The sequence below is a fragment of the Micromonospora arida genome (assembly GCF_042873195.1).
In the GTDB taxonomy this organism is placed as follows: domain Bacteria; phylum Actinomycetota; class Actinomycetes; order Mycobacteriales; family Micromonosporaceae; genus Micromonospora; species Micromonospora arida.
Window position 1 is genome coordinate 25299 of sequence record NZ_JBIALC010000004.1, and the last position, 17488, is coordinate 42786.

The 17488-nt window shown below is 68.9% G+C and carries 16 protein-coding genes, 1 tRNA gene and 1 pseudogene; 13 read left to right on the forward strand and 5 right to left on the reverse strand.

Translation table 11 applies throughout. The features are described from left to right. Window positions 1-10 precede the first annotated feature (10 nt). A complete protein-coding gene (locus ACFYP0_RS14350; RefSeq protein WP_386996073.1) occupies window positions 11-298 on the reverse strand; it encodes a TM2 domain-containing protein in 288 nt (95 codons plus the stop codon). 280 nt (window positions 299-578) lie between these two features. Here ACFYP0_RS14350 and ald point away from each other — a divergent pair, with 280 nt between their 5' ends. From ald to ACFYP0_RS14405, 11 genes are all read left to right on the forward strand, one after another. Further along, window positions 579-1694: an alanine dehydrogenase gene (gene ald / locus ACFYP0_RS14355; RefSeq protein ID WP_124862907.1), complete on the forward strand. Its 1116-nt coding sequence runs from the start codon at window positions 579-581 to the stop codon at window positions 1692-1694. 38 nt (window positions 1695-1732) lie between these two features. Next, window positions 1733-2698, forward strand: coding sequence for a site-specific tyrosine recombinase XerD (locus ACFYP0_RS14360; RefSeq protein ID WP_355493323.1), 966 nt, complete (start codon window positions 1733-1735; stop codon window positions 2696-2698). 179 nt (window positions 2699-2877) lie between these two features. Continuing rightward, window positions 2878-3801: a ParA family protein gene (locus tag ACFYP0_RS14365; RefSeq protein WP_124862901.1), complete on the forward strand. Its 924-nt coding sequence runs from the start codon at window positions 2878-2880 to the stop codon at window positions 3799-3801. Between the two features lie 41 nt (window positions 3802-3842). Next, window positions 3843-4847, forward strand: a complete 1005-nt coding sequence (locus tag ACFYP0_RS14370) for a segregation and condensation protein A (protein WP_386996077.1) — start codon at window positions 3843-3845, stop codon at window positions 4845-4847. A gap of 242 nt (window positions 4848-5089) precedes the next feature. Next, window positions 5090-6112: an SMC-Scp complex subunit ScpB gene (gene scpB / locus ACFYP0_RS14375; RefSeq protein WP_386996594.1), complete on the forward strand. Its 1023-nt coding sequence runs from the start codon at window positions 5090-5092 to the stop codon at window positions 6110-6112. Then, window positions 6099-6869: a pseudouridine synthase gene (locus ACFYP0_RS14380; RefSeq protein WP_124861715.1), complete on the forward strand. Its 771-nt coding sequence runs from the start codon at window positions 6099-6101 to the stop codon at window positions 6867-6869. Before scpB ends, ACFYP0_RS14380 begins: the two co-directional genes overlap by 14 nt. A 195-nt stretch (window positions 6870-7064) precedes the next feature. Next, on the forward strand, window positions 7065-7745 hold the full coding sequence (cmk, locus tag ACFYP0_RS14385; protein ID WP_124861717.1) for a (d)CMP kinase: 681 nt from the start codon (window positions 7065-7067) through the stop codon (window positions 7743-7745). Then, window positions 7742-9148: a ribosome biogenesis GTPase Der gene (gene der / locus ACFYP0_RS14390; protein ID WP_091407237.1), complete on the forward strand. Its 1407-nt coding sequence runs from the start codon at window positions 7742-7744 to the stop codon at window positions 9146-9148. The genes cmk and der overlap by 4 nt, the downstream gene beginning before the upstream one ends. A 196-nt stretch (window positions 9149-9344) precedes the next feature. Further along, a tRNA-Pro gene (locus ACFYP0_RS14395) sits at window positions 9345-9418 on the forward strand. A 116-nt stretch (window positions 9419-9534) separates the two neighbouring features. Further along, entirely contained in the window at window positions 9535-10491 is a 957-nt protein-coding gene (locus ACFYP0_RS14400) for a tyrosine-type recombinase/integrase (RefSeq protein WP_386996080.1), read from the forward strand. A 369-nt stretch (window positions 10492-10860) separates the two neighbouring features. Beyond that, window positions 10861-11487, forward strand: coding sequence for a maleylpyruvate isomerase N-terminal domain-containing protein (locus ACFYP0_RS14405; protein WP_386996082.1), 627 nt, complete (start codon window positions 10861-10863; stop codon window positions 11485-11487). A gap of 259 nt (window positions 11488-11746) precedes the next feature. Here ACFYP0_RS14405 and ACFYP0_RS14410 read toward each other — a convergent pair whose 3' ends face one another. Both ACFYP0_RS14410 and ACFYP0_RS14415 read right to left on the reverse strand, forming a co-directional pair. Then, the gene (locus tag ACFYP0_RS14410) at window positions 11747-12661 is read right to left on the reverse strand and encodes a hypothetical protein (RefSeq protein WP_386996085.1); all 915 of its coding nucleotides are present in this window, start codon (window positions 12659-12661) and stop codon (window positions 11747-11749) included. A gap of 301 nt (window positions 12662-12962) precedes the next feature. Continuing rightward, window positions 12963-13574: a hypothetical protein gene (locus tag ACFYP0_RS14415; protein ID WP_386996087.1), complete on the reverse strand. Its 612-nt coding sequence runs from the start codon at window positions 13572-13574 to the stop codon at window positions 12963-12965. A 105-nt stretch (window positions 13575-13679) separates the two neighbouring features. Here ACFYP0_RS14415 and ACFYP0_RS14420 point away from each other — a divergent pair, with 105 nt between their 5' ends. Continuing rightward, window positions 13680-14003 (forward strand): hypothetical protein, encoded by a 324-nt coding sequence (locus ACFYP0_RS14420; RefSeq protein WP_386996089.1) that lies wholly within the window; start codon window positions 13680-13682, stop codon window positions 14001-14003. On the opposite strand, the pseudogene ACFYP0_RS14425 reads toward ACFYP0_RS14420, so the two are convergent. Then, window positions 14004-15068: pseudogene (locus ACFYP0_RS14425) on the reverse strand (IS630 family transposase). Window positions 15069-15426: 358 nt separating this feature from the next. Here ACFYP0_RS14425 and ACFYP0_RS14430 point away from each other — a divergent pair. Then, window positions 15427-15774 (forward strand): hypothetical protein, encoded by a 348-nt coding sequence (locus ACFYP0_RS14430; protein ID WP_386996091.1) that lies wholly within the window; start codon window positions 15427-15429, stop codon window positions 15772-15774. 650 nt (window positions 15775-16424) lie between these two features. Here ACFYP0_RS14430 and ACFYP0_RS14435 read toward each other — a convergent pair. After that, a complete protein-coding gene (locus tag ACFYP0_RS14435; protein ID WP_386996093.1) occupies window positions 16425-17411 on the reverse strand; it encodes a tyrosine-type recombinase/integrase in 987 nt (328 codons plus the stop codon). Between the last annotated feature and the right edge of the window lie 77 nt (window positions 17412-17488).

Below are 17488 nucleotides of genomic sequence, written 5' to 3' on the forward strand. Positions count from 1 at the left end.
GCTTGCTGGTCTAGGAGTCGCGCAGCGGACGGCCCTGCGCGTCCGTGCCGCCGTTGACCAGGATGAGGATGCCGTCGATGACGCCCCAGAGAGCGCCGACGCCGCAGGTCACCAGGCTCACGACGAGCTGGAGAACGGCGATCTTGGTGTGTCCGGTGTAGAACCGACCGGCACCGAAGGTGCCGAGCAGGATACCGAGGATGCCCGCGATGATCTTGCTCTTGTCGGAGACGCCCTGGGGGTACCCCGGCTGGGGGTAACCGGGCTGGTAAGGAGGAGTGGTCATGGGCGGACACATTAGTGATCCACTCGCCAGCTGTCCGCACCGCCGTCCGGCAGATGGGACGATAATGGTGAAACACTGTCCTGTTGGCTGAGGTGACGGTGGACCGCCGCATCCCGGCGGTGTCCTGACACTTCGTCAGGACACCCGGGCACCGGGTGGCACTGTGCTGGCTCGCGGCGGCACCGGGCGCGCCTAGACTGCCGCCGCAGGACCGGTGTACCGCGATGGCAAAGGGGCCGTCGTGGCACCGAGCAGTCGGGGGAGAGCAGCCCCGAAGAGAGGTGTCTGCATCGTGAAGGTCGGAATCCCACGCGAGGTCAAGAACCACGAGTACCGCGTGGCGATCACGCCAGCGGGTGTCAACGAGTTCACCCGCAGCGGCCACCAGGTCTTCGTCGAGTCCGGCGCCGGGGTTGGCTCCAGCATCACCGACGAGGAGTTCGCCGCCGCCGGCGCGAAGATCCTCGCCACCGCCGACGAGGTGTGGGAGACCGCCGAGCTGGTGCTCAAGGTCAAGGAGCCGATCGCCGAGGAGCACCACCGGATGCGCGAGGGGCAGGTGCTCTTCACCTACCTGCACCTGGCCGCCTCCAAGGAGTGCACCGACGCGCTGATCGACCGCCGGGTCACCGGCATCGCATACGAGACCGTCGAGCTGCCCGACCGGTCGCTGCCGCTGCTCGCCCCGATGTCCGAGGTCGCCGGCCGGCTCGCCCCGCAGGTGGGCGCCTTCTACATGATGCGTACCGGTGGTGGGCGCGGTGTGCTGCCCGGAGGTGTCTCCGGGGTGTATGCGGCCAAGACCGTGGTCATCGGCGCCGGTGTCTCCGGCATGAACGCCGCAGCGATCGCGCTGGGCCTGCAGTCCGAGGTGCTGCTGCTGGACAAGAACGTGGCCCGGCTGCGGCAGGCCGACGCGATCTACCGGGGCCACCTGCAGACCGTCGCCTCCAACGCCTACGAGGTCGAGCGCGCCGTGCTCGACGCCGACCTGGTCATCGGCGCGGTGCTGGTGCCCGGCGCGAAGGCCCCGACGCTGATCTCCAACGAGCTGGTCTCCCGGATGAAGCCGGGCAGTGTGCTGGTCGACATCGCCATCGACCAGGGCGGCTGCTTCGAGGACTCGCGCCCCACCACGCACGCCGACCCGGTCTACAAGGTGCACGAGTCGATCTTCTACTGCGTCGCGAACATGCCCGGCGCGGTGCCGAACACCAGCACCTACGCGCTGACCAACGTCACCCTGCCGTACGCCCTGGAGCTGGCCAACCAGGGCTGGCGCGAGGCGCTGCGCAACGACCCGGCGCTGGCGCTGGGCCTCAACACCCACGCCGGTCAGGTCACCTACGGCCCGGTCGCCGAGGCGCACGGCATGGACGTGCTCCCGCTGGCCGACGTGCTGGCCTGAACGGTGGCGGGCTGACCGGCGGCACGGACTCCGCCGGCGTGGGCACACCACCCACGCCGGCGCTGCGCCGTGCCGTTCGCGGCTACCTCGACCACCTGACCGTCGAACGTGGCCTCTCCGCGAACACGCTCGCCTCGTACCGCCGGGATCTGGACCGCTATCTCGCCACCCTGACCGATGCCGGCGTCACCGACCTCGCGTCGGTCGGCGCCGGCCTCGTCGAGACGCACCTGGCGCGGCTGCGCGCCGGCGACGACGCGCACCCGCCGCTGGCGGTCTCCTCCGCCGCCCGCGCGGCCAGCGCGGTACGGGGCCTGCACCGCTTCGCGCTGCGCGAGGGCCTGGCCGGCGCCGATCCGAGCCGCGACGTCCGACCGCCCACGCCGCCCCGACGGCTGCCCCGGGCGCTACCGGTCGACGACGTGGTCCGGCTGCTGGAGACCGCCGGCCCGATCACCGCGACCGGCGACGACGCGCCCCTCGCGCTGCGCGACCGGGCGCTGCTGGAGTTTCTGTACGGCACCGGCGCGCGCATCTCCGAAGCGGTCGGCGCCGCCGTGGACGACCTCGACACCGACGACGGCACGGTGCTGCTGCGCGGCAAGGGCGGCCGGGTGCGGCTGGTGCCCATCGGCGGGTACGCCGTCGACGCCGTCCGCGCCTACCTGGTCCGGGCCCGCCCCGGGCTGGCCGCCGCCGGCCGGGGCACCCCGGCGGTGTTCCTGAATGCCCGGGGCGGCGCGCTGTCCCGCCAGGGCGCCTGGGGCATCCTGCGCCGCGCCGCCGACCGGGCCGGGCTGCCCGTCGACGGGCCGGCCGCGGTCTCCCCGCACACCCTGCGTCACTCCTACGCCACCCATCTGCTCGACGGCGGCGCCGACGTCCGGGTGGTCCAGGAGCTGCTCGGCCACGCCTCGGTGACCACCACCCAGGTCTACACGTTGGTCACCGTGGAGCGGCTGCGCGAGGTGTACGCCACCGCCCACCCGCGCGCCCAGGGCTGAACCGGTCGCGGTCGACGCCGACACGCCGGGCCGGTGCCGAACCCCCTGCTGGTCGGTGGCGTACAGTCGGCATCGGCGCGGACCTCCTGGAGCGACACGACCGGGGTGCGCAGCGGCGCCGCGAAGGACGTCGGACGGCTCCGACGCCGGGTGGGTCGTCGGGAGGGGGCAACGAGCACATGGCTGGCAACGGTGACCGTGCCGAGACCTGGACGTCGGAGCTCCGCGAGCAGCAGGCGACGCTCGGCGCGGACCTGGGTCCTGCGGACCCGGCTGCCTACACGATGCGTAAGCCCATTCCCGAGCCGATGCCCACCGACCGGCACGGCCCGGCGCGCATCATCGCGATGGCCAACCAGAAGGGTGGCGTCGGCAAGACCACGACCACCATCAACCTGGGCGCCGCCCTCGCCGAATACGGCCGCAAGGTGCTGCTCGTCGACTTCGACCCGCAGGGCGCCCTCTCGGTGGGCCTGGGCGTCAACCCGCACAACCTCGACCTGTCCGTCTACAACCTGCTCATGCAGGACGACGTGATCGCCGAGGACGTCCTCATCAAGACCGACGTGGCGGGCCTGCACCTGCTGCCGGCCAACATCGACCTCTCCGCTGCCGAGATCCAGCTCGTCAACGAGGTCGCCCGGGAGATGGCTCTGGCCCGGGTCCTGCGCACGGTCCGCAAGGAGTACGACTACATCCTGATCGACTGCCAGCCGTCGCTCGGCCTGCTGGCGATCAACGCGCTGACCGTCGCGCACGGCGTGCTCATCCCGCTCGAATGTGAGTTCTTCAGCCTGCGGGGTGTGGCACTGCTGCTGGACACCATTGACAAGGTGCGCGAGCGACTCAACTTCGACCTGGAGCTCGAAGGCATCCTCGCCACCATGTACGACAGCCGCACCACGCACTGCCGCCAGGTCCTCCAGCGGGTCGTGGAGGCGTTCGGCGACAAGGTCTACCAGACGGTCATCACCAAGACGGTGAAGTTCCCCGAGTCCACCGTGGCCGGTGCCCCCATCACGACGATGGACCCGGCCTCCTCCGGGGCACGTAACTACCGTCAGCTGGCCCGCGAGGTGATCGCCGCCCAGTCGGAGCGGTAGCCGGAACGCCCGGTGCCCGCCTCGTGGACTACGGTCGTCCGGTGACCGCGCCACCCCTCGACCCACCCGAGACCGCCGACGCGGCCGTGGTCGACGGTGTGCAACCCACCGGGTTCACGGTCCGGCTGGCCAACTTCACCGGCCCGTTCGACCTGCTGCTGCAACTGATCGGCAAGCACAAACTCGACGTCACCGAGGTGGCCCTGCACACGGTCACCGACGAGTTCATCGCCTACATCAGGGCGATGGGCGACAACTGGGACCTGGACGAGGCAAGCGAGTTCCTGCTCATCGCCGCGACCCTGCTCGACCTGAAGGCGGCCCGGCTGCTGCCCGCCGCCGACGTCGAGGACGAGGCCGACCTCGCCCTGCTGGAGGCCCGGGACCTGCTCTTCGCCCGGCTGTTGCAGTACAAGGCGTACAAGGAGGCGGCGGCGCACATCGCCGAGCTGGAGGCCGTCGGCGGCCGACGCTATCCGCGTGCCGTCAGCCTGGAGCCCCGCTACGCCGAGGCGCTGCCCGACCTGGTGCTCGGCATCGGCCCCCAGCGGCTGCTGAAGCTGGCCGTGAAGGCGATGACCCCGAAGCCGGTGCCGGAGGTCTCCATCGCCCACGTGCACATGGTCCGGGTCAGTGTCCGAGAGCACGCGGCGATCCTCGCGGCCCGGCTGCGCCGGGCCGGCACCGCCACGTTCTCGCTGCTCTGCGCCGGCTGCGAGGCCACCCTGGAGGTGGTGGCCCGGTTCCTCGCGCTGCTGGAGCTGTACCGGGAGGGCCTGGTGTCCTTCGTGCAGGAGCAGGCCCTGGAGGAGCTGACCGTGCGCTGGACCGGCCCGACCGACGGCGACACCGAGCTGCACGTCGACGAGTACGCCGGCACCCCGACCGACCCGGAGTCGCCTGAGCTTGAACTGGCGGGGGCTGGTCCTGGGCCCGCGGGGACTGAGTCTGAGCCGGCGAGGGCTGAGTCTGAGCCGGCGAGGGCTGAGTCTGAGCTGGCGAGGGCTGAGTCTGAGCTGGCGGGGGGGTGGGCCTGCGGTGACTGAGCCCGCGCTGGCGGTGACTGAGCCCGCGCTGGCGGGGGCTGACCCTGTGCCGGCGGGGGAGGCCGGCGGGCCGGACGGGACGGGAACGACGGAGGGTGCGCGGGATGAGTGACGAGCAACGTCGGGACTCGCTGGCCGACCAGGCCGCCGCCTGGGTCCCCCCGTGGGACCGCCCCCGCCCGCCCGCCGCCGACACCCCCACGCCGCCGGACGACTCAGCCGCACCACCGGACACCGACGAGCTGGCCGAGCCGACCACCGATCGGGCCGCGTTGGCCGAGGCGCTGCCCGAAACGGCGGCGCGCCGACCGGAACCCCACGCCGCCGCCGATTCCGCCGAGCCGGACGTAGTCGCGTCGGGCTCGGCGCAGGTTGACCCGGATGGGCCGAGCCCAGACGACGCGGGCCCGGATGGGCCGAGCCCAGACGACGTGGACCCGGGTGGGCCAGCCTCTGTCGAGGCGGCCTCGGGTGGGCCAGGCCCTGTCGAGGTCGGCCCGGGTGGGCCCGATCCCCTTGAGGTGGCCTCGGACGAGGCGAGTCCGGGTGAGCCAGATCCCGTTGTGACGGCCCCGGACGAGGTGGGCTCGGCGGGACCGGACCTCGGTGCGGTGACGCAGGCCACGGCGGGGGAGTCGGGTGGGGCTGGGGACGTACCCCGGCGGCAGCTGGCGGGGCGGCGGCGGGCGACGGTGGCGCCGGAGCCCGCACCCGAGCTGTCCGAGGCCGAGCTGCGCGGCGCGTTGGAGGCGATCCTGCTGGTCGTCGACGAGCCGGTCAGCGAGCTGGTGCTGGCCCAGGTGCTGGAGCAGCCCGCCGAGCGGGTCGGGCCGATGCTCGACGAGATCGCCGCCGGGTACACGGCGGCCGGGCACGGGTTCGAGCTGCGGCGGGCGGCCGGCGGGTGGCGGCTGTACACCCGCCCGGAATACGCTACGTACGTTGAGCGGTTCGTGTTGGACGGGCAGTCCGTGCGGCTGACCCAGGCGGCGCTGGAGACGCTCGCCGTGGTTGCGTACAAGCAGCCGGTGACCCGTTCGCGAATCTCAGCCATCCGGGGTGTGAACTGCGACGGGGTCATCCGTACGCTGGTCACCCGTGGCCTCATCGAGGAGTGCGGCACCGAAACGGACAGTGGGGCGTTCCTCTACCGGACCACCACGTTGTTCCTGGAGAAGCTCGGGCTGAACACCGTCGACGAGCTGCCGCCCCTCGCACCCTTCCTGCCCGACGACGTAGAAGAGCTTGCTGATGCGACCCGATAACCGTTCCCCCAAAGCCGACGCGCCCGTCTACGAGGGGGCTGAGCGCCTACAGAAGGTGCTCGCCGCCGCCGGCGTGGGTTCCCGGCGCGCCTGTGAGGACCTGATCTTCCGCCGCCGGGTCACCGTGGACGGGCGGGTCGCCAAGCTCGGCGACAAGGTCGACCCGGCCACCTCCGTGATCCACGTGGACGGGGAGCGCCTCCAGGTCGACATTCGCCTGGTCTACGTGGCGATGAACAAGCCGCGCGGGGTGGTTACCTCCATGGCGGACGACAAGGGGCGCAACGAGCTGGCCGAGTTCATCGGCAACCGGGTGGAGCAGCGGGTCTACCACGTGGGGCGGCTTGACGCGGACAGTGAGGGCCTGCTGCTGCTCACCAACGACGGCACCCTCGCGCACAAGCTCATGCATCCCTCGTACGAGGTGCTGAAGACCTATCTCGCCGAGGTGGTCGGGCCGATCCCGCGCAACCTGAGCAAGCGGCTGTTGGCCGGCGTCGAGCTGGAGGACGGGCCGGTCAAGGTCGACTCGTTCAAGGTGGTGGACACTCTGGGTAAATCCGCCCAGGTGGAGCTGAGCCTGCACGAGGGCCGCAAGCACATCGTCCGACGGCTGATGGAGGAGGTCGGACACCCGGTCACCCGGCTGGTGCGTACCTCGATCGGTCCTATCCGGCTGGGTGAACTGCGGACCGGACGGATTCGGCGGTTGACCAACGCCGAGGTCGCCGCCCTGTTCAACGCGGTGGGTGACTGACCCCCGAGTTCGGGGTACGGCAGCCGGTAGGCTCCACCGTTGGCCGGGACGCGGCCGCCCGGGTGGCGTGGGTCGCCTCCGGCGGCGTCGCGCGCGGGTCCGCCAATGGACCCGGGCATGATTGATGACGATTGACAACCGCTTGCGGCGCCAGATCACCGGGCGATCCGTGAGGTACGGGCTGAGGAGGACACGGTGGAGGAAAACGTACGGACCGGGCGATGTGTGGTCGCTGTGGACGGGCCGTCCGGTTCGGGTAAGTCCACCGTGTCGCGGCGGCTCGCCGTGAGCATCGGTGCGCGCTACCTGGACACCGGGGCGATGTACCGGGCGATCACGTGGGCCGTGCTGCGCTCCGGCGTGGATCTCGCCGACGCCGCGTCGGTGGCGAAGGTCGCCGGCGAGGTCAACCTGCGTATCGGCACCCACCCGCAGGGGTATGCCGTGACCATCGACGGGGTGGGCGTGGACGCCGACATCCGTGGCGCCGAGGTGACCGGCGCGGTTTCCGCCGTCGCCGCCGTGCCGGCCGTCCGTGAGCTGCTCGTCACCCGGCAGCGTGAGATGATCGCCGACGCTGGTCGGATGGTGGTCGAGGGTCGCGACATCGGCTCGGTCGTGGCACCGGACGCCGACCTGAAGGTCTTCCTGACCGCTTCCGAGGCGGCCCGTGCCGCCCGGCGCAGCGCCGAGGACGCCACCGACGTGGCGGCCACGGCCGCCGATTTGGCCCGGCGGGACCGTCTCGACTCGACCCGCAAGGTCAACCCGTTGGCGCAGGCGCCCGACGCGGTGGTGCTGGACACCACCGAGCTGGGCATCGACGAGGTCGTGGCGCGGCTGCGCGAGCTCCTCACCGAGCGGGGCGTGGCATGAGTAGCGATGGTGGTGGCTGGGTGGAGCTGCGGGAGCCCGACGTCGCCGTCGAGGAACCGACCGGCCCGCAGCCGGTGGTGGCCGTGGTCGGCCGCCCCAACGTGGGCAAGTCGACGCTGGTCAACCGGATCATCGGCCGCCGGCAGGCGGTCGTCGAGGACGTCCCGGGCGTGACCCGCGACCGGGTCCCGTACGACGCGCAGTGGAACGGTCGGGCGTTCACCGTGGTGGACACCGGCGGTTGGGAACCGGACGCGAAGGACCGGGCCGCGGCCATCGCGGCGCAGGCCGAGACGGCGGTCGTCACCGCCGACGTGGTGCTCTTCGTGGTCGACGCGATGGTGGGTTCCACCGACGTGGACGAGGCCGCGGTGAAGATGCTGCGGCGCAGCGCCAAGCCGGTGATCCTGGTGGCCAACAAGGCCGACAACAACTCCATCGAGATGGAGGCCACCTCGCTGTGGTCACTCGGTCTCGGTGAGCCGTTCCCGGTGTCCGCGCTGCACGGACGCGGCTCCGGCGACCTGCTGGACGCCATCCTCGCCGCGCTGCCGGAGGCACCGGCGATCGTGGAGAACCGTCCTCGCGGGCCGCGCCGGGTGGCGTTGGTCGGGCGGCCGAACGTCGGCAAGTCCAGCCTGCTCAACCGGTTCTCCGGCGAGGAGCGGGCGGTCGTCGACTCGGTGGCGGGCACCACTGTGGACCCCGTGGACAGCCTGGTCGAGATCGGCGGTCAGACCTGGCAACTGGTCGACACGGCCGGGCTGCGCAAGCGGGTCGGCAAGGCCAGTGGCACCGAGTACTACGCCAGTCTGCGTACCGCCGGCGCGATCGAGGCCGCCGAGGTTGCCGTGGTGCTGCTGGACTCCAGCGAACCGATCAGCGAGCAGGACCAGCGAATCCTGTCGATGGTGACCGAGTCGGGCCGGGCGCTGGTCATCGCGTTCAACAAGTGGGACCTGGTCGACGCCGACCGTCGGTACTACCTGGACAAGGAGATCGACCGGGAGCTGCGCCGCATCCCCTGGGCGATCCGGCTGAACCTGTCGGCGATGACCGGCCGTGCCGTGGACAAGCTGGCCCCGGCCCTGAACAAGGCGCTGGCCAGCTGGGAAACCCGCGTGCCGACCGCGCACCTCAACCAGTGGCTCACCGCGCTGGTGCAGGCCACCCCCCACCCGGTACGTGGTGGGCGCGCGCCTCGGATCCTGTTCGCGACGCAGGCCGGTGTGGCACCGCCACGGTTCGTGCTCTTCACCACCGGCCCGCTCGACGCCGGTTACCAGCGCTTCGTCGAGCGCAAGCTCCGCGAGGAATTCGGGTACGAGGGCAGCCCGATCGAGATCTCGGTCCGCCCGCGCAAGAAGCTCGGCCCCGGCGGCCGAGGCAAGGCGCACGGCTGACGCGGTCCAGTTCTGCCAAATGCCGGATGGGCGCCCCTGCCCATCCGGCATTTCCCTATCCAACCCCACCCTCCTAGGACGCTCTAGGGGATGTGCGGTAGTTCTGCTGCCTCGCTACGTCGGTGGGGCCTGTGCGGACGAGTCGGAGCTGCTGCGCTAAGCTGTACCGGCTGCCGCGGGGGAAACCACGCGGGGGCGGGACGTGGCGCAGCTTGGTAGCGCACTTGACTGGGGGTCAAGGGGTCGTCGGTTCGAATCCGGCCGTCCCGACAGCAAGAGGGTTTCCACAGGTCAGAGCCTGTGGGAACCCTCTTTTTCGTGTTCATGGTGGTTCGTCGAGGTCGAGCACGCCGCTTATCGACCCCTTGACTCGACGGGTGACCGACATGGCTCTACTGGACCTCACCAAGCTCACGACCGACCTGTCCTCGACCTGGGCGGGATACCTACGCGACTGGGACCGGACGCTGCGGGCGGGCAACTACCCGGAGACGACCCGGTACAACTACCTCCTCGCCGCCGCGCAACTGGCCCGCTACCTGGCCGAGCACTCGCCCGACCCCGATGCCGCCGACGCCGCGGAGGACCCCACCGAGGTGACCCGGGGACATGCGGAGGCGTTTCAGGCGTGGATGATCGAGACCCGGTCGGCGTCGACCGCGCTGAACAAGCACAAAGGTCTGCAGCAGTTCTTCAAATGGCTGCTGACTGAGGAGGACATCGACCGTTCTCCAATGGATCGGGTCCGACAGCCCAAGACACCACAGAAGCTGATCCCGATCATCCGCGACGAAGACACGAAGAAGCTTCTCGACGCATGCAAGGGCAAGACCTTCCCGCACCTCCGTGACGAGGCGATCATCCGCCTGTACTACAACACGGGAGCGCGTCTGTCGGAGGTCGGCAACCTGCTGCTCGATGACGTCGACCTCAACACGGAGTCGGTCCACTACCACGGAAAGGGCGCCAAGGACCGCCGGGTGCGATTCGGGCCGAAGACGGCGCGGGCCATCAGCCGCTACCTACGGGCGCGCGGCAAGCACAAGGGTTCGGACCTGCCGGATCTGTGGCTCGCCGACCGTGGTGGGCGGAGGTTGGCGGCCAACGGCATCAAGATTCGTCTGAAGCGGTTGGGTCTCGCCGCGGGCGTTGCGAACGTGCACGCCCACCGCTGGCGGCACAACTTCGCCCACGAGTGGAAGCGTGCCGGCGGGAACACCGGTGACCTGATGCTGCTGCTGGGCTGGACCTCCGAGGACATGCCCCGGCACTACGGCGCCAGCGCGGCGGCCGAACGCGCCCAGGAGATCCAGGTGCAACTGGGCATCGGGGAAGGGGTGTAGACGCGGGCAACACGGTCGGTCGACCCGAGTACCTTGGGCAGACCGCGTTGCTCTCGTCGGCGATCGGCGGGCCTGAGTCGAGGTGGCGCTGGATTCGGCTTACTGGCTTCGGTGCAGACTTCGGTACGTCTTGTCGTGCAGAGCTGCAGCGGGGTAGCTGGCCTCCCGCTGATCGCCTGATCGGCATCGTGACGCGTGTAGGACCGGCGGACGTTCCGATTGGTGACGTCGTGTAACGGAAGGCCTGCCAGCGACGCGCGGCTCGGCGTTCGGATCTGCCGATGATCACCCACTCGCAACGGGGAGCCGCTCCTCGCTGGCGCGTGCGGGGGATGACATGGGTTCCTGTGCGCGCATATCGTGCACTCGATGATCCGACCCGCGTTCCTGGACTCTGCCGAGACCGCCACGGCCCTGTTGCGCAGTCCGATACTGGCCGAGCAATGGTCCTCGCCCAGCGCACTGCCGGACTTCTCCACCGGCGGCCTCGCCCGCCACCTGGCCAACCAGGTCACCCAGACCGTGACGTACCTCGCCGCGCCACCAGGAAAATTGGCGATCCCGGTGCTGGAGCACTTCACCGGCAACGCCTGGGTGACTTCAGGTGTAGACAGTGCCGACAACATCGACATCCGGCGGCGCAGCGAGCAGACAGCTGCAGCGACGACCCCCAGGGAGCTGGCGGACGCGGTCGATGCGGCATTGACCGACCTGGGTGCCACGGTGACAGCGCAACCGCCCGACCGCATCGTGGACCTCGGCGACTGGGGCCTAAAGGTCGACGACTTCCTGCTGACCCGGGTCATGGAGCTGGTCGTGCACACCGACGACCTGGCAGTCAGCCTCGGCTTGCCGACGCCACCGATGCCGCAGACAGCGACTGAAGCGACAATCCAGCTGCTGAGCAGCCTCGCGGCCTGGCGACACGGTTCCCTGAACGTGATACGCGCGCTAGCTCGGCAAGAACGAGCTCCCACCTCCATCTCCGCCCTCTAGCTGGCGGAGCGCTCGCTCTGCACTGTCCTCATCTGCCGCTGTCGCGCGTTGGTAGCGCCTGGCGCCGCGCGCTGTCATAGCCGATGTGAGTGCACTCGATCTTGCGACATGCGGACGGCTGATCGGGGCACCGTGGCCTTGCAATTTTCGCCGGCGCTACCGTCAGCGGCGTAGTTGACGACGGCTTCCATCACCTCTCTTATCTGGGCGTTTTCGCCGAGGGACCTGGCAAGGCAGTGCCTCATCATTCCGGACGTCGTCACACTGTTTCGCGGGCCCAGTAGTCCCGGTCGGGCAGTAGGACCCATTGGTTGGCGGGGCCGGTGATGCATCGGGCGCCGACAGGACGCAGGCCTACGAACGCGCACGCGTATGCCGGGGCCTGCAGCCGGTAGAGGTAGCTGAGCAGGATCATCTGGCTGGTGTCTGTGCTCCACGCGGCACCGCCAGGGTGCAGGTCCCAGCCGATCGTCTCGCCATCACGGTGGATGCTGCCCTGGTTGCCGCTTTTCGGGTTCGCATAGAGGCCGTAGGCGACGGTGCCGGCGGATAGCAGCCGACCGATCAGGGGTGTCTGAGGCTGGTATCCCCACGGCTGGGTGATCACGCAGCCGCCAGGCACATCGGTCACGCCGACGAGTAGCAGATCGTCCATCTCCGAAAGCCAGCCCCAGTCGTTCTCGTCGCCTGCTTCGGGCTCCTCGTCGATGTCGATGTCGTAGTGGGCGAGAAGTTCGTCGTCGCTCATCGGGGTGCCGTCGAGCCGGCGGATCGCCTCGATTGCGTCGATCCCGGCGACGCAGAGAAGCCCGGTCCCGTCGTAGTGGTCGACCTGCAGACGTTCGCCCAGCTCGCCGGCCAACGCGACGGCTTCTCGCTCGGCTGGGCTCAGCTCGACACCGGCAGGGGCGGCGCCGAATAGGTCGGGTTCGGGGCCTGCGAGGCTTAGCCGACCGGGTGACCAACCGGCCATCATCGGCTGCCATGGATCCGCGCCAGCGGCTGCTAGCACCCGGGCGTTGTCGTGCCGCCGCGAGTGTACGGCCAACCACAACGGGGACCGGCCGTCGGACAGGACATCAATATCGGTTGCTGCCGCGGCCATCGCCGCCACGACTGCGGGCGGCCAGTGCTCCGCCGCGACGTGCAGGGCCGAGTCATGCCCGAGTGGCATGCAGGGGTCGGCTCCCGCCGCCAGACGAGCCCGTACCTCATCCTCGCCTCCGCCCCACAACGGCATTCCATCCCAGCCCGCCATGCCCCGCCCTTCCGGCGCCCGTCAACGCGCACGACGCTAAACGGCGCCTGCGACACTTCCGGCGAAAGATTGCCGTCAGCTCCAGCAGAGCAGAACAGTGCAACGCAGCCTCGCCGAGCACTCGGAGACCACCAACGGCCCGAAGGGGTCGGCAAGGTGACGGTGAGGAACGCGCGGATCTGCCGCTGTCCGCGCGTACCGCCGACTGGTCGGGCCGTCAACCTTCCTGATCGTCGACCACGTGGCCACTGGCGAAGACGGCATCGAGGAAGTGGCGGAAAACCGGCCAGGGAAGCTTCGAGTTGCCGTGCCCGGCGACGGTGACCTGTCGTGCGAGGGCGGGTACAAACGGTCCGCCAGACGGTTGGAGATCGGGGATGCGTATATAGATGTAGTCGTTTGAGGTGTTCGTCGGGTTGACCTCGTAGAGCTCGTAGCACCAACCGTCGTGCTCGCCGTCATGGTGGGACGTGACCTCGAAAACTCGACTCGCGAAGCGCCACAAGTTCAAGGACAAAGAGAGATCACCGGCCACGGCCGCGTTCGGCGCGCCGGACACGATGTCGCCGGATGACTCAACGAAGCGAACGAAGTGCAGCAACACCGGCCAGGGCAGTGGCCTCTCAGTGGCGGCCACGTAGGCGTGGGTGGCGTCCGCCGGCGTGAACTGCTCGCCGTCGGGCGTCACATCTGGTATTACCACAGCGACCGCGCCGACCACGTCGGACGTTGCGCGTGGCCCGATCAGCTCGTAGGTCCACGCGTCCTCCGTCAGGAGGTACATCGAGTTGATCTGGTAGGTCATGCCGTCGTACGCCCACTCCTCCACCCCGGCAGGATGACAGGCCCAATGTGGAAGACTCGAACCCGCCAGGCGCGACGTCCGGATCTAGTGTCGCGTGTCTGATTTCCTTTGCCGGTTAGCATCGTCGTCGTGAGTAGTGACTTCGCGTTCTGGAAGGTTGGCCGGGGCGACCCCAGCGGGATCTTCGACGGCTTGGCTGACGGGGGCACCGAGGCGCTTGAGCCGCACTCCGACGTCTCCTGGTTCCGCGGCGAGTTGTTGTCGCGGTGGCCCGACCTGGTGGACGTGCTCGAGCCAACGGAAGACGACTTGCTTGAGGTGCCCGAAGATGGCGCAAAGTACGTCCTGCTCACCTTGCCGGTAGGCATGCTTGACCGGTTTGACGGTATCTTCGATCTGGCCGGGCGGTACGGGTTGAGCGGCTACAGCGGTGTCGCTGGTCAAGCGTTCTGACTACTCGCGTATGGCCTTGGCGAGGACCTGGTCGGCGGTCTTGGTCCAGCGGAACGGCTGGCAGCGCTCGTTGTAGCCGTCGATGAACGCGCGGATCGCCCCGATCAGGTCGCTGACGCTGGTGAAGCTGCCGCGCCGGATCTCCTGCCGACTGGTGATCCCGAAGAAAACCTCGACCATGTTCATCCAGGACGCGCTGGTCGGGGTGAAGTGCATGGTGATCCGCGGATGCTTGGCCAGCCAGGCCCTGACGTTCGGGTGGTTGTGGGTGGCGGAGTTGTCCGCCACCACGTGCAGCTTCACGCCGGGGTGGGCCCTGGCGACCTGCTTGAGGAAGGCCAGGAACTCAGCGTTGGAATGACGGTCGTAGCAGGCGTCCGCGGTGATCTTCCCGGTGGCAACCTCCAGGGCGGCGAACAGCGTGATGGTGCCGTGCCGTCGGTAGTCATGGGTGCGGCGCTCGGCGGCGTCGAAGCGCATCGGCAGCAGCGGCGCGGTCCGATCCAGCGCTTGAATCTGCGACTTCTCGTCCACACACACCACAACCGCGTTCGCCGGCGGATCCAGATACAGGCCCACCACGTCACGAATCTTGGCTTCCAGCTGCGGGTCCGTGGAGAACTTGAACGTCTACACGCGATGCGCTGGCAGACCCCAGGCCCGCCAGATCCGGGCTACCTCGGCGAAGCTGACCGGCATCCCAGCCCTGCTCAGCTGCTCCGCGAGCAGCCGCGCCGACCAGTGCGTCACCGCCAAGTCCGACGGCGGCGGGTTCAGCGTCGAAACGACCACCGCCGCCTCATCGATCCGCCCCGGCCGACCCGAGCGTGGTAGGTCAGCCAGCGCGGCGATCCCACCGGCCTCATACCGAGTTCGCCAGGCGATCACCGTCTGCCGCGTCATTCCCACCCGCCGGCCGATCTCCGCGTTCGGCAGGCCCTCGGCAGCCAGCAACATCATCCGAGCCCGCTGCACATGCCCGGCCGGCGCAGCAGACGAACGCGTCAACTCCCGCAGACGGACGCCATCACCGGGGCGAAGTACCAACGGAGCAGCGACAGCCATGCCTCATTGTCACCCACCACTACCGTCAAATCACTTCAGACACACAGCACTAGGAGCGCATGGCGCACAACGGAGCAACCGCTCTCGCTTATCAAGCCGCCGTTTTCAACGGCTACCGGAACAACGTCCACTCGCCACCTCAGCAGGATTGCGCAACTCAAGCCCCCCGCTGCACTGCGGACTGGATCGCCGGAACCGTCCCGGGCAGCAGCGCGCACGGAGCACGCGGGCGCGTCCTGGCATCCGCATGAGAGCGTGGCGCAGCACCGCAGGTGTTGAACACCCATGTACGAGGCGGCCGGCGATACTCTGACCACCGTCTCTGATGATTGGGGAAACCATGAGGGTACGAGAGCCCGTGCTTCCTGACGCAGTACTGGCGCCCATGCGAGCGGCCGCCGTGGCTGCTGCCCGAGATGCGGGAGACGTTACATCCGACGAGTTGGCAGAGCGGGTCCTCGACGCGGTCGTGACGGCTTTTTTCGCCTCCACTGACGTCAAGGAGCAGATCCGTGATGTTCCACCGTTCGACAGCCTGCCTCCCGGTGCCACCGTGGCAGACGTCCGCACCGAACGGCGGCTAGCGATGTTCACGCCACCAGAACCCTGCTCGGGCTACGGCTCACCGATCACTGCGGAAGCTTGGCTGAACGTGGGTTACGCCGAGCCGTCGACAACACCAACGGGCAAAGACAAGAGCGTTTAGACGAGAGCTGCCCGCTACCACTGAACCGGATCCGCGAAATAGCCGTGGCACCCCATCACCCCTGCTGTGCGTGGCGCGTGTCCGTCACGTCAACGTAACCGGGGCCCTCTAGCGTCGCAGCCAGGACAAAACGGGCAGACTTGGTGCTGCTCGGCGACTGAATCTGGTACCTGCCGTCGACAGGTTGCGCCGGCCATGTCGGTGCTGCCGGCGGTGGCGGAGTGCGCCGATGAAGGCTTGCGCAGAGTGGCTACGACCTGGGCGGTGCGGATCTGAGGACCGTCTTCTCTCGTAGGTGACCTCCCGGACCCAGCGGACCGTGTTCTCGACGTCGTTGAGCGGCGGAGCCGGATTCGAGTCAGGGCTGTGAACCTCCGGTACGCCGACGGCGGCACTTTCGGGACAGTTCCGCCAGCTGCAACATGTACGCCTTCCTGGCGTGTCGTGCCATTTCCGCGCGTACATCTGCATCGAGTAGGCCGTCGGGGTCGACCTGTCGTTCGAAGCGATCGAGGAAGCCCTGCGTCCCCGCTGCCGTGCGAGCGCGGCGGTCGGTTGTTCTGGCCCAGGATGTGTGGGCGGCTATGCGTGCCCGGCGTCGACGCTGCTCCGGTGTCAGCCCGGTCGACCTAGCTCTCCGTTCTTCGGGTTCAGACACGTTCACCGATCCCGACACGGGACTGACTCTCCTGGGCACGCTCGGCGGCAGCGCTGGCGCCGTAGTGCCGGGGCATGTCGTCTGAGGTCCAACCGAGCAGCAGCATCAGATCGCCCGTGTCGCCGCCAGCGCGCTTCCACTCGTGGGCGAAGTTGTGCCGCCAGCGGTGGGCGTGGACGTTCACGACGCCGGCGCGGCGGCCGCGACGTTTGAGCATGAGCTTGATGCCGTTGGCGGCAAGTGCCCGTATGCCTCGATCTGCCAGCCAAAGTTCGGCAAGGAGTGATCCTTTGTGCTGGGCCCGTATTCGGAGGTAGCGGCTCATGGCGCGAGCGGTCTTGGGTCCCAGCCGTACCCGGCGGTCCTTGGCGCCCTTGCCGTGGTAGCGGACAGTGTCCGTGTCGGCGAGGCTGATGTCGTCAACATGAAGGTTGGCGACTTCGGACAGCCGCGCTCCCGTGTTGTACAGCAGGCGGATGATCGCCTCGTCTCGACGGTCGACGAACGCCCTGCCGCGACACGTCTCCAGGATGCGTCGCGTGTCGTCGTCACGCATGATCGGGATCAACTTCTGCGGCGTCTTGGGCTGCCGAACCCGCTCCATCGGCGACCGATCGATCTCCTCCTCGTCGAGCGCGAGCCATTTGAAGAACTGCTGCAGAGCTTTGTGCTTGTTCAGGGCGGTTGCGGGTGAGCGTGTCTCCACCATCCACGCCTGGAACTCCTCCACGTGTGCCCGGGCCACGGCAGTGGGATCGTGTGCTGCCTCCGACGTGTCAGGTGCCGATTTCGCGCGATCCTGCAGGTAGCGGGCCAGTTGTGCCGCGGCGAGCAGATAGTTGTAGCGGGTCGTCTCCGGATAGTTCCCGGACCGCAATGACCGATGCCAGTCCTCCAGGAAACCGCGCCACGGAGCGGGCAGACCAGCAAGCATCTTTCCTGCATCTATTGGCATGGGGTGACGCTCCAGGTCGAGCATTCGTCGAGGACCGGCCGCAGGGTGCCGATGGGCCCGTCGCGGTGGCGGAGCAACCGATCCGCCGGTGCGTGCACGGC